Raw genomic sequence first — 11,963 nt, 5'->3', positions numbered from 1 at the left:
AGCAGAGACTGGACGATTGCAATCTGCGGTAAAGACTTGCTCGCGCCGCCCGCTTGCATCGTGGTCGGCCGGGTCGCTCAATGTCGCCGGTGTGAACAAGGAAGCAGGACTCATGTCACGATTCTTCCGTAGCCGGGCGCGTCTGTTCGCCGCGAGCTGCGTCGCCCTGATCCTGGCTGCGCTGCCCGTGGGCTGCTCGCTGCTCGAACAGAAGGAGCGCGAACTGGTATTTCGCATCGAGCCGGGCACGGCGCGCTGGTTCAGCGGCTTGCCCAGCGGCGTCGAGGAACTGGAGCTGACGGCGCCAGCCTTCGGCGACGACCAGAGCATCCATGCCTGGTGGTGGCCGGCCGAGCAGGCCGACGCCCCTGCCCTTTTGTACCTGCACGGGTCGCGCTGGAACCTCACCGGCCATCTGTTTCGCCTCGAGCAGATTCGTTCGCTGGGCTTCGCGGTGCTGGCGATCGACTACCGGGGCTTCGGCAAGAGCCTGGGCGGTTTACCCTCCGAGGCCACGGTGTACGAGGACGCCCGCATCGCTTGGACTGAGCTCAAGAAGCGCCAGCCTGACGCGCGCAAGCGGCTCATCTACGGCCACTCGCTCGGTGGCGCCGTAGCCGTCGACCTCGCGACCGAGCTGAGCAAAACCGAGGATGCCGACGGGGCCCGCGCACTGATCATCGAATCGACGTTCACCAACCTCGGCGACATCGCCACCGAAGTCGCCGACACGCCCTGGCCGGTGCGCTGGCTGGTGTCGCAACGCTTCGATTCCATCGACAAAATCGGCCAGGTACGGATGCCGGTGCTGATCGTCCACGGCACCGCGGACCCTTACGTGCCGGCGCGCTTCAGCGAGGCCTTGTTCGAAGCGGCCAAGCCGCCGAAACGCCTGCTACTGATCGAAGGCGGCACGCACAATAACAGCATGCGCATCGGCCGTCGCGAATACCGGCAGGCGCTGGACGAGCTGCTCGAGGCACCGACCGACAGGGCCGGCTGAAGGCACCGGCGCCGCATCAGGGCTGCGCGGGAGCGAAGCGAGCCGTGCTAGGCCAGGGGTTTCGACCGGACTCGATCCATTCCAGGCTGGCCTGCCAGAAACTGTCGCGGTAGCGCTCACGGAACAGATCGAAGTGCCCGACCTGCGCCTGGCCGAGCATCGCTGGGGTGAGACGAGCATGCTCGCGCGGGCTGTTTCGGTAGTAGTGCAAGCCGCGCTCGATGGCCGGCAGCGTGCCGTACTCATCGTCACTCAAGCTCACTGCCAGCATCGGAGCACGCACGGCAGCGAAGCGGCGAAGCACCTCTTCCCGCTCGTGCGCCGGATAACTCTGTTCGAGCCGGGCGCGCCGAAACGCCCATTCCCAAGCGACCCCCGCAGGCAGGTCTTCCAGCCAGCCAAGGCGACGCCCGGGAAAGTAGCCCCACAGCGCCGTGATGGCTGGCATGCACAGGTGCCATCGGACGAACATCCGCAAGCGGTGCTGCCTCGCGTAATCGCGCCAGTAGGCGTACTGGGCGCCGACGCTCAGGTAGCGGTCTACGCCGGTGGCCGCCTCGGCGAACCCCGGCAGGAAGCCGCCGATGCTATGCCCGACCGCCACCAGAGGGCCGGCCGGTTCACGCTCACGCATCCAACGCACCGCCGCGTCGAAGTCCAGCTCGCCCCAGTCCCGCCAGCGAATTTGCGCACCGCGCAGGCTGGCCGGCCGCGAGCCGCCGATGCCTCGGTAGTCATAGGTCAGTACCCGGTAGCCTTGCTCGCAGAGGAAGGTCGCGTACCGAGCGTAGTACCGCGCCAGCACGCCTGTCGCGCAGCTCAGGATGACCGCCCCGCGGGCCGGACGGGGCGGCGCCCAGCAGCATGCTGCAAGCGGATAGCCGTCTCGACAGACGAGTGTGACGGACTCGGGCATGGTTCACCGTGCAGGGGAATCGTCTGCCCACCATGCCTTCGGCCGCTGCGTTTGGCCAGCCTGGGATCGTCATGGGGTCACCCAGGCGTCGTCGGCGCGCAGCCCGCTTGCTAAGCTCGGGCGCCTTGGCGGCATTTCCTGCGCGGCCGCCGCGCCGTGCAACCATTTGGAGTCCTCATGCAGAGCGACCAGCTGATCGTATTCGTCCTCCTGGCCGCGACCCTCGGGCTGTTCATCTGGAACCGCTGGCGCTACGACATCGTCGCGCTCGGTGCCCTGCTGGCCGCAACCTTGCTGGGCGTCGTACCCGTCGAGGAGGCATTCATGGGCCTTGGGCATCCGGCGGTGATCACTGTCGCCGCGGTGCTGGTACTCAGCCGCGGGTTGCTCAATGCCGGCGTGGTCGATGCCATGGCGCGGCACCTGACCGGCGTCGGCGAGCGCGCTTGGGTACAGGTGCTGACGCTGACGGGGCTCGTCGCGCTCTGCTCGGGCTTCATGAACAACGTCGGCGCGCTCGCGCTGTTCATGCCCGTTGCCGTATGGATGGCCCACCAGGGAGGCCGCTCGCCCTCGTTCCTGTTGATGCCGCTGGCGTTCGGTTCGTTGCTGGGGGGCACGCTGACACTGATCGGCACGCCGCCGAACATCATCGTCGCGGGCTACCGCCGCGACGTCGCCGAGGCGCCGTTCGGGATGTTCGACTTCCTCCCAGTGGGCTTGGCCATCACCCTCGCCGGCGTCCTGTTCATCGGCCTGTTATGGCGGCTGACGCCGCGTCGCGAGCGCGCCGATGAGGGGCAACTGTTCGAGATCAATGCCTACCTCACCGAACTGAAGCTGCCCGAAGGCAGCAAGTTCATTGGCCGCACCTTGCATGACCTCATGACCGCCAGCGGCGAGGACGATGTGCTGGTCACCGCACTGGTGCGCGAAACCCGGCAGATCGGCATGCCCTCGATGTATGAGGTCCTGCGCGACGGCGACATCCTGCTCGTCGAGACCGACTCGGACAGCCTCAAGGCCTTCATCGACTCCACCAAGCTGGAGCTGGCGGCCGATGCGGATGGCAAGGAAGAGGCGCGCGAGCTGGCGCGCGAACGCAAGAATGCGCAGAAGAACGGCGAAGACGCACCCGCCGAGTCGGATGGAAAGTCGAAGGAGCGCGCCCTCGCTGAAGCCATCATCACGCCGCAGTCCTCCCTCGTGGGAACCACCGCGACGGGCATGGCGCTGCGTGAGCGGCACGGGGTGAACATCCTCGCCGTGGCGCGCCAGGGGCAACGCCTGAATCAGCGCCTGAGCCGGATCCGTTTCGCCGCCGGTGACATCCTCTTGGTGCAGGCTCGCGAAGACCAATTGCAAACGACCCTGAATGCCCTTGGCTGCCTGCCCCTGGCCTCGCGCGGGCTGCGCATTACCGCGCCACGTAAGGTCGTGCTGGCGAGCAGCCTGTTCGCCGCAGCGTTGCTGCTGATCGCCTTCGGCGTGCTGCCAGCGGCGGTTGCTCTGGTGTCCGGTGCCCTGGTGATGGTGCTGGTCGGGCTGGTGCCGCCGGGCGATATCTACAAAAGCATCGACATGTCCATCATCGTGCTGATTGCGGCGATGCTGCCGATTGGTGAGGCGCTCGAGAGCAGCGGCGGCTCGCGGGTGATCGCGGACGGCTTGCTCGCGCTCGGCCAGTCCGCTCCACCCGCGGCCACGGTGGCGATTCTCATGGGTGGCGTGATGCTGCTGTCGAACGTAGTCAACAATGCCGCCGCGGCGGTGTTGGCCGCGCCGGTCGCGATCAGCCTGTCACGCGGCATGGACGCCTCTGCTGACCCGCTGCTGATGGCGGTCGCGATCGGCGCGTCCTGCGCGTTCCTCACGCCGATCGGCCACCAGTCCAACACGCTGGTCATGGCGCCGGGGGGCTACCGATTCGGCGACTACTGGCGGCTCGGGCTGCCGCTGTCGATCCTGGTCATTCTGGTCGCGGTGCCGGCCATCCTCTGGATCTGGCCGCTCTAGCCGGTCATCTCCGGCGATCAGGCCGAAGAAACTGTTCAGGCTCGGCAATGCCCATAGTGAAGGGATGCATAGCCCCTGGAGCCGCCCCGACGCGCCCTCATTCGTCCAGTAACCGAGAAGGCCTGCCGATCAGTGAGTCAACCAGAAGCAGAACAGCTCAGGCGTTACGCCCGCGCGCTTGAAGACGAGGTCGCTCAGCTGCGTGCGCAGCTTGGCACCGCGCCGGTCGATGCCAGCCTGACCACCGAAGGCTCGCCCACCGACCAGTCGCATTACCGCACCCTGCTGGGCGCCATCGACACTGGGTTCTGCATCGTCCAGATGCGCTTCGACGCCAACAACCGCGCCGTGGATTACCGCATCGTCGAGGGCAATGCCGCCTTCGAGCGGCTGACCGGCCTGTATGGCTCGCAAGGCAAATGGGTCAGTGAGATTGCCCCGGATCTCGAACGGCACTGGTTCGACACCTATGGTCGCGTCGCCTTGACCGGAGTGGCCGAGCGCTTCGAGAACGCCGCAGTCCCCTTCGGCCGCTGGTACGACGTGCAGGCCCTACGGATCGGTGCCCCCGGCGAGCACCGGGTGGCGATCCTGTTCAACGACATCTCCGACCGCCGCCGCGCCGAGCTCGCGCTGGCGCGCAGCGAGTCCCACTGGCGCGGCCTGTTCGAGAACCTTGAGGAAGGGCTGGTACTTGGCGAGGTGATCCGCGACGCCGAGGGCCGCGTGATCGACCTGCGCTACCTGCATGTCAACGCCGCCTGGGGCGAAATCGTCGAGATAGACCCGGCCCTGGCCAGGTTGCGGACCTACCGCCAGTTGTTCGACAGCGACCCGCACTGGATCGAGGAAACGGCGGCGGTGGTCGACACCGGCATTCCGGCGACCTTTTCGCGGGTGATCGGCAGCCGCGGACGCTGGTACGAAGGGCGCACCCACCGGTTCGAGGACGACAAATTCTCCACCCTGTTCCGCGAGGTCACCGACAGCCACGAAGCCGAGGGCCGCCGCAACGGCCTGCTGGAACTGAGCGATCGGCTGCGCGACATGCAGGACATCGCCGAAATGGCAGCAACCACTGCCGAGATTCTCGGACGCACGCTGCAGGCCAGCCGAGCCGGCTATGGCGTGGTCGATGCCGACCGCCTGACCTTGATGGTAGATGGCGACTGGACCGTGCCGGGCACTGCCAGCGCGGCCGGGCAGCACTACCTGCCCGACTCTGGCACGCATATTCACGAACTACGCCGCCCTCGAAGCCGCAGATGGGCCCTCGGGGTTGAGGGTGCTGGAGTCTGACGCGCGGGTCGACCTGCTGGTCAGCGATGTCGGCCTGCCGGGCGGGATGAACGGCCGGCAGATGGCCGACGCCGCGCGTGTCGCCCGGCCAGATCTGAAGGTCCTCTTCATCACGGGGTATGCCGATACCAGCATCGTTGGCGACGGGCACCTCGCGGAGAACATGCACGTCATGACCAAGCCGTTCGTGATGGACGAACTGGCCGTGCGGATTCAGGACCTGATTCGCGGCGGGTAAGCTGTTGCCTAAGTCACCGGAGGTCGTCGAGCTCCTTTAACAAGGCTGCATGAAACACCTCAGGCGCCTCGACCTGCGGCGAATGACCGAGCTCGGGAAATGGCACCAATGTCGCCCGCGGGATGCGCGCCGCGGCCTGCCGGCCCAGCTCCGGATAGTTGCCCAGGCGTTCGGCCACCGCCTCCGGGGCACGGTTGGCACCGGGGGCCGTGCGGTCCTTCCCGCCGATCAACAGCAGCGTGGGTACGCTCAACCGATCGAATTCGTGGACCACAGGCTGCGTGAACACCATTTCGGACGTCTGCGCCTGATTCCAGGCCACGATCTCCTTGCCCTCGCCTGCGTACATCCCGGCCAGCATGGTTACCCAGCGGTCGTACTCCGACTTCCAATCCCCGTTGTAGTAGAACTTGCGTTGGTACGCCTTGATCTTCTCGAAATCGGTCTTTAACTCGCCCTGGTAGAGCTGATCGATGTCAGCGTAAGGCACACCTTCGGCCTGCCAGTCTTCCAGTCCGATGGGGTTGACCAGAACGAGCTGCTCGACGACCTGCGGATAATTGAGCGCCACTCGCGAAGCAAGCATGCCGCCCATTGAATGGCCGACCAGAGTGACCCGCTCCAGGTCCAGCGACTGCAACAGGGCACGCGTGTTGTGCGCCAGCTGGGCGAAACTGAATTGGTAGCCGCGTGGTTTGGTCGAGCTGCAGAAGCCGACCTGGTCCGGTGCAATGACGCGGTAGCCTGCCTCACTCAGCACCCGGATGCTCTGTTCCCAGGTCGCGGCGCAGAAGTTCTTTCCGTGAAGCAGCACCAGCGTACGGCCATTCGCCTGGCCTTTCGGCTTGACGTCCAGGTAACCCATCGACAGCTCTTTCTGTTGGGATGAAAACTCGAAACGTTGAATCGGGAAGGGATAGTCGAAGCCTTGAAGTTGCGGCCCAAACGTTGGCTGCTGTTGGGCATTGAGCGGTGTAGCGATCGCAATTGCAGTGGCGAACGACACGGCAACAAAGGTTTTCTTCACGAGTGGCTCCTGTTCAGCGGCGCATTGGCCGAGGGTTGCAAGAGGCGTCGTGCTAGCCGCTCGTGCCACGCATGACAGGCCGCGGGAGGCTCAAGCACAACGGTTACCGCTCACCTTAGTGGGGCAACCGTTGTGCTTAGCTCCGTGATTGGGTTCGTGAATATGTATCGACGTGATTCAGCCGCCCACCCTCAGGGTGCGTCGACTGGCTGAATGTCGAAACCGACCCTGTTGTCCGCGCTGATGCGGTAATGCAACGTCTGCCCCGGCTCGACCTTCGCTGCGCGCTCGCGCAGGAGGTTGCCCATGCCGCAGAGGGTGTCGTCCTCGGGATCGGATTCAATGCTGACGATGCGCATACCCGCCGGGACCTGCAGGCGCACCTGTTCGCCTACATGGATGCGCGCCGCGATCTTGCGATCGATCATCACCGCGACATAACAGCCACCGCCGCGCAGCCCCAGGTCACGGGTCACTACCACCTCGCCACCGTTCTCGACAGGCGCTTGATAGCCGCGCAGGCGGTCTTCCGGAACGGGATTGATCTCTTCCGGGTCGGCTTGCCAAGACGAGCAGCCAGCCAGGGCCAGCAGAATCAGGACGGTGAATATCGAGCGCATGTGGCGGTCTCCGGGCGATAAGCGAAGCGGTCATCTTATGACAGGTTTCGCGGCCGTCCGTGCGTCGCCTGTTATGCCAGGTGCATTTTCACAGCTGGTGGTGGCTACCCGGATAGGGGCGCTCTTCTTCAACGGCGCCACTGCGATCGAGCACTGCTACCGTAGCCGTCCGGCCGGCCATGAAACGGTCGAGTTCGTTAAGCATTTCATCCTTGGTAAGGGTGCGCAGGATGGTTTCGCTCGATTGCTGATCGACCAATTCCCACCCCATCGGGGTGGGCTGAGCCTGATAGGTTTCCATGAATGCCTCCTTGATGGGCTGACCGACGTAACGCTTGCCGGCGACTCAATCGGGGGAGCGTTGACCGCGATTTTCGCTCGGGCCGTCCAGCTCGCTGTCATCGAAATCAGGATCCTCACCAGGCTCCTTTTCACCGGCGTCGGTCATAGTGACATCAGGCAGGTCCTGTGCGGCTTGGTCCTCGTTTGGCTCCGGTTCGATGCTCATCGAGACCTCACTATTTATCGGGTGGGTTCGCGATATTGGAGCGGCCTGGTCAACGCGATGTTCACTGCTCCTGATGGGAGGCGACCACCTGTGAAGTTGCGATTGCAGCAGCCCCCCGACTCCACCACACTGCCGCCATTCCCCACCGCACCGGAGCCGACCCCATGCCTGCCACCGAATATTTCTCGCGCGAGACCATTCTCGCTCACCCGGATGCACTGGATTGCACGATCTACCGAGCGCATGAAACCGACCCGGACGGCGAAGAGCGCGACATGGGCGACGCCCGCGTAATCATCAACGGCCAATTCGAAGCGCCACAGGAATGGGACGCCAAGCAACGTGCCGACTATTTCGATGGCATGCCTGAAGACGCGTTTTTCACAGCCGTATTCGCCAGCGAAGCAGGGTCCGATTCGAAGGGTTATTTCACCGTCGAGGCGGACGACTACGCGGCGGTCACCGAGCATGACGGCACCATTGCCATGTTCTACGTCTGCGAACGCTTGGACGATGGCAGCTATGTGCTGTTGCGCGAAGAGGACGATGGCGAGGACTGATCCACCCGCGGCGCCGAACCGGCACCGCTCCTGGCGGGTCTGCTGTAGGGCAGGCCCGTCGTCCTCCGGAGCCTGATGCCCCTTCGCCACGCCACGAGGAGTCGCATGAACCCTGTGCAACGTCGCTGGCAAACACCGGTTTCCCGCATGAAGGCGGTCGCCGGCCTCCTGCTGCTGCTCGCCGCCCTGCTCTACGTCATCGCGACCGCGCTGGAACACCGCCATCCAGGGTGGGGTTACCTCGCCTCCTTTGCCGAGGCGGCGATGGTCGGTGCGATCGCCGACTGGTTCGCTGTCACTGCCCTCTTCCGGCACCCGTTGGGCCTGCCTATTCCCCATACGGCCATCATTCCACGCAGCAAGGCGCGCATCGGGCAGAACCTGTCCGCCTTTATCACCACGCATTTCCTTTCCACGCCGCTGGTGCTGGCCAAACTCGAAGCGCTGGATATCGGCGGGCGCCTCGCCGGCTGGTTGCGCCACCCGAATAACGCCGCCGCGGTAGGCCGGCAGCTCACCGCCGTAGCCCGCTTCGGCGCCGAGTCGTTGCACGACGAGCGCGTGCAGGGCTTCGTCCAGGCCAAACTGATCGACCGCGTGCGCAAGATCGACCTCGCCCCCGTGTGCGGCCAGATTCTGGAGATGCTCACTCGCCAGGGTAAGCACCAGGCCATGCTCGACGAGGCGTTGATCAAGCTCGACGCCCTGCTGCAGGACGACGATACTCGCGCGCTGGTGGCCGACGCGATCACTGCTGAGGTGCATACGCTGCGCTACTTAGGCCTTGGCAAAGCGGTCGGCGGTTGGTCGGCGAACAAGTTCGTGGACGGCGTTTCGGCCGTCATCGCCGAGATTGCCAACGACCCGGAGCACCCGTTGCGCGAGCGCTTCGACGAACACGTCGCGCTCTACATCGAGCGGCTCAAGCACGACCCGAGCTACCGGCTAGAAGTCGAACGCATCGTCGCCCAACTGCTCGAGCATCCCGCGACCACCGATTACCTGCAGTCACTGTGGCAAGAGCTGACCGGTTGGCTCGAAAGCGACCTGGACAGCCCGGAATCACGCATCGGCCGGCGCATCGAGCGGTTGACCCAGGGGCTCGGCGACTCGCTGGCCATGGACGCCTCGATGCGCCTGTGGATCAACGAGCGGCTGATGCGCGCCGCACCCGACTTGCTCGAGCGCTACCGTGGACAGATCGGAAAATACATCGCCCAGCGCGTTGAGCACTGGGAAAGCCGCGAGCTGGTCGAGCAGATGGAACAGAGCGTCGGCAAGGACCTGCAATACATCCGCATCAACGGAACGCTGGTCGGTGGGCTCGTCGGGCTGGTGCTACATGCATTGACGCAATTCGCGATGGGCTAGGTGCTGAGCAAGCGCAGCTGTTCGCTGATGCGGCTGGCACTGGTGCCGGGCACTAGCGGTCGATCCCATTGCAGAGTCGCGGGCCGCCCGTCCAGATACCAGAGCCGGTTGGCCAGCTGGTCGGCATCACCTGCATCATGGGTCACACAAATCATCGCCATCTCCGGGTGCGCTGCTAGCAGCCGGAGGATCAGTGCACGCAGCTCGGCTGCCCGGTCTGGGTCCAGCGAAGCGAAGGGTTCGTCGAGCAGCAGCAAGTCAGGTTTCACCGCCAGGCTGCGGGCCAACGCTGCGCGCCGTGCCATACCGAGAGAGAGTTGGTCGGGCAAACGATTGCCGGCTTCAGCCAGGGCGACTTCCATGAGCAGGCAATCTATCTCCGCCCCGGTCGCACCCACCAGCTCCAGGTTCTGGCGAACCGTACGCCACGGCAACAGGCGGTGCTCCTGAAACAGATAGCCGACCCTTCGCGTGGCGCTCTGCGGGCGTAACAGAGGGTCGAGCCCGGCGATGGCGTTGAGCAAGGTCGTCTTGCCGATGCCTGAAGGCCCGAGCAGGCAGATGCGATCGCCCGGGTGTACCTTCACGTCGAGCGTACCGAGCAACGGATGCGCGGCCGATGTGCCGTCAAGGCGCAGAAGCATGCTGCAACCCCACTTGGCGCCAGGCCGATGCGCGCCGCTCCAGCGGCTGCAACACGGCCAACTCGATGAGCTGTACCACTGCGATGAACGCCAGGCTGTAGGCCAGGATGCCCGCCACGTCGAAGACCTGGAACGCCATATGCAACTGGAAGCCGATGCCATCGGACCGCCCCAGCAGCTCGACCACCAGCACGATCTTCCAGATCAGCGCCAGTCCGCCGCGAGTCGCCGCCATGGCATAGGGAAACAACTGTGGCAGCCACACCTCAGTCAGCCGGCCCCAGCGGCTGAATCCGTATACCTGCGCCATCTGTTCGAGCCGGGGGTCCAGGTTGCGTGCGCCTTCGCGTAGCGTCACAGCGACATTGGGCACCTTGTTGACCACCACTGCCAGCACCGCCGCGGCTTCTACTAACCCGAACCAGACGTACAACAGGATGATCGTGACCAGCGCTGGCAGGTTGAGAAATAGCACCAGCAGCGGATCGAGCACAGCGTTTGCCAACCGCGAGCGCCCCATCCAGACACCGAGCGTTGCGCCTAACGCCATCGCAAGGACGAAGGCGACCAGGACCCGACGCAGGGTAACCAGCAGATGGTGTGGCAGCTCGCCGCTCTGCACTGCGCGCCAGAAGGTATCCAGCACCGCCATCGGCCCAGGCAATAGCGGGCTGGCAATGAAGTGCGCCGTCACTGTCCAGACCAGCACGGCCAGCGGCAGCGCGATCAGACAGGCCCAGCGCGGCGTGTTCATGGCGCATCCTGGAACAGCGAGGCGGGCATCAGTCCTTCCGGCGGGCTGCCGGTCAAACGCAGCAGCCGGTGTAGATCGGCGACCCGCGCCTCATCGAGCAGGCCCGGAATGCCTTCGACGAAACTGTTTCGCAGCGCGGCGAATACCGCGTCATCCTCCGCACGCATCAGCATTCGAATGCTTTGCCAGGCAGCCGGATCGTCACGCAGCTGCGCCTTGGCCTGGCGTATCGCCCGGGTAAAACCGTGCAGCACGGCCGGGTGAGCCGCAGCCCAATCGTCTGGAATGAGGTAGCCCAGCACGGGGAGATCGCGGCTCAGCCCCAGGTCGCCGACGAGATCGGCCAGCCTAAAAGCCGTCCGCGCCCCGCCCTCGCCGCGCAACCGCGCGGAAAAATGCCAGAACGTCACCAGCGCATCGACTTGACCGCGCCGCAACACTTCATTGAGCAGCGGCGGCGCGGCGTACTGCACCTCAGCCTCCGTGGCAAGGTCGATGCCTTCGCGTGCGGCCAGACGCTTCAGCAGCAACCAGCCGAGCCCGTCCGGCCCGCCGGCTACGCCGATGCGCTTGCCGCGTAGGTCGGACGGGCCGTCAATGGCGCTGCCCTCGGGGACCAGCACTTCGCCAATCTGCGAGGAAAACGGGACATAGCGGAAAGCCGTGCCGGCCTCGTAGCGAGCCTGCGCCCAGAGCAGGTCGCTGACCGCGCCGTCCACGCTGCCGCTACCAAGGGCGAGACGCGAAGCAGGCAGGTCGGCGACAAGCCGCAACTCGAGCCGGAAGCCATTGGCGACGTCCAGTCCTTCGCGCTTGAGATGCTCTAGCTCCCAGTGCGGCGTGCCGAACTGCAGCACGCTCAGGCGCAGCACTGGCAACGGCTCCGCCGCTCGCACCGCGGACACGGCCAGAAGCAGCACCGTGGCGAACATGAGCGACACCGCGCGCAAGGCGCGGCTCGTGAGTCGGACAAAAAAGCAGGTAGCAGGCTTCATGCCTGCAGGGTA

13 protein-coding genes and 1 pseudogene are annotated in these 11,963 nt (G+C 65.2%); 6 read left to right on the top strand and 8 right to left on the bottom strand.

Annotated features, from left to right (window positions below):
* Positions 1-112 precede the first annotated feature (112 nt).
* Positions 113-1,003, top strand: a complete 891-nt coding sequence (locus tag M1D78_RS05685) for an alpha/beta hydrolase (RefSeq protein WP_437420168.1) — start codon at positions 113-115, stop codon at positions 1,001-1,003.
* A gap of 16 nt (positions 1,004-1,019) precedes the next feature.
* Here M1D78_RS05685 and M1D78_RS05680 read toward each other — a convergent pair whose 3' ends face one another.
* Entirely contained in the window at positions 1,020-1,919 is a 900-nt protein-coding gene (locus M1D78_RS05680) for an alpha/beta hydrolase family protein (RefSeq protein ID WP_437420169.1), read from the bottom strand.
* A 177-nt stretch (positions 1,920-2,096) separates the two neighbouring features.
* On the opposite strand from M1D78_RS05680, the gene M1D78_RS05675 reads away from it, so the two are divergent.
* The 3 genes and pseudogenes from M1D78_RS05675 to M1D78_RS05665 form a co-directional block, all read left to right on the top strand.
* Positions 2,097-3,935: an SLC13 family permease gene (locus tag M1D78_RS05675; RefSeq protein WP_437420170.1), complete on the top strand. Its 1,839-nt coding sequence runs from the start codon at positions 2,097-2,099 to the stop codon at positions 3,933-3,935.
* Between the two features lie 321 nt (positions 3,936-4,256).
* The gene (locus M1D78_RS05670) at positions 4,257-5,234 is read left to right on the top strand and encodes a hypothetical protein (protein ID WP_457933580.1); all 978 of its coding nucleotides are present in this window, start codon (positions 4,257-4,259) and stop codon (positions 5,232-5,234) included.
* Positions 5,179-5,472, top strand: a pseudogene (locus M1D78_RS05665) (response regulator); the annotation flags it as partial. The gene M1D78_RS05670 and the pseudogene M1D78_RS05665, both read left to right, overlap by 56 nt.
* 13 nt (positions 5,473-5,485) lie before the next feature.
* On the opposite strand, the gene M1D78_RS05660 reads toward M1D78_RS05665, so the two are convergent.
* From M1D78_RS05660 to M1D78_RS05645, 4 genes are all read right to left on the bottom strand, one after another.
* On the bottom strand, positions 5,486-6,478 hold the full coding sequence (locus tag M1D78_RS05660; protein WP_437420389.1) for an alpha/beta fold hydrolase: 993 nt from the start codon (positions 6,476-6,478) through the stop codon (positions 5,486-5,488).
* A 212-nt stretch (positions 6,479-6,690) separates the two neighbouring features.
* On the bottom strand, positions 6,691-7,119 hold the full coding sequence (locus M1D78_RS05655; RefSeq protein WP_437420172.1) for a 3-isopropylmalate dehydratase: 429 nt from the start codon (positions 7,117-7,119) through the stop codon (positions 6,691-6,693).
* Positions 7,120-7,207: 88 nt separating this feature from the next.
* Positions 7,208-7,420: a hypothetical protein gene (locus M1D78_RS05650; protein WP_437420173.1), complete on the bottom strand. Its 213-nt coding sequence runs from the start codon at positions 7,418-7,420 to the stop codon at positions 7,208-7,210.
* Positions 7,421-7,465: 45 nt separating this feature from the next.
* On the bottom strand, positions 7,466-7,627 hold the full coding sequence (locus M1D78_RS05645) for a hypothetical protein (RefSeq protein ID WP_437420174.1): 162 nt from the start codon (positions 7,625-7,627) through the stop codon (positions 7,466-7,468).
* Between the two features lie 164 nt (positions 7,628-7,791).
* Between M1D78_RS05645 and M1D78_RS05640 the strand changes: the two genes are divergently transcribed.
* Both M1D78_RS05640 and M1D78_RS05635 read left to right on the top strand, forming a co-directional pair.
* Positions 7,792-8,187, top strand: a complete 396-nt coding sequence (locus M1D78_RS05640; protein ID WP_437420175.1) for a hypothetical protein — start codon at positions 7,792-7,794, stop codon at positions 8,185-8,187.
* A gap of 105 nt (positions 8,188-8,292) precedes the next feature.
* A complete protein-coding gene (locus M1D78_RS05635) occupies positions 8,293-9,558 on the top strand; it encodes a DUF445 domain-containing protein (protein ID WP_437420176.1) in 1,266 nt (421 codons plus the stop codon).
* Here M1D78_RS05635 and M1D78_RS05630 read toward each other — a convergent pair.
* The 3 genes from M1D78_RS05630 to M1D78_RS05620 are packed head-to-tail and all read right to left on the bottom strand — an operon-like array spanning position 9,555 to position 11,951.
* Positions 9,555-10,202: an ATP-binding cassette domain-containing protein gene (locus tag M1D78_RS05630; RefSeq protein ID WP_437420177.1), complete on the bottom strand. Its 648-nt coding sequence runs from the start codon at positions 10,200-10,202 to the stop codon at positions 9,555-9,557. The genes M1D78_RS05635 and M1D78_RS05630 overlap by 4 nt on opposite strands.
* Complete coding sequence (locus M1D78_RS05625; protein WP_437420178.1) at positions 10,186-10,956, bottom strand: ABC transporter permease; 771 nt, start codon at positions 10,954-10,956, stop codon at positions 10,186-10,188. Before M1D78_RS05625 ends, M1D78_RS05630 begins: the two co-directional genes overlap by 17 nt.
* On the bottom strand, positions 10,953-11,951 hold the full coding sequence (locus M1D78_RS05620) for an ABC transporter substrate-binding protein (RefSeq protein ID WP_437420179.1): 999 nt from the start codon (positions 11,949-11,951) through the stop codon (positions 10,953-10,955). The genes M1D78_RS05625 and M1D78_RS05620 overlap by 4 nt, the downstream gene beginning before the upstream one ends.
* Between the last annotated feature and the right edge of the window lie 12 nt (positions 11,952-11,963).

The organism is Pseudomonas sp. SA195, assembly GCF_054131565.1.
The sequence above is the reverse complement of the archived record's forward strand: the minus strand, read 5'-3'. Positions and strand labels throughout refer to the sequence as shown.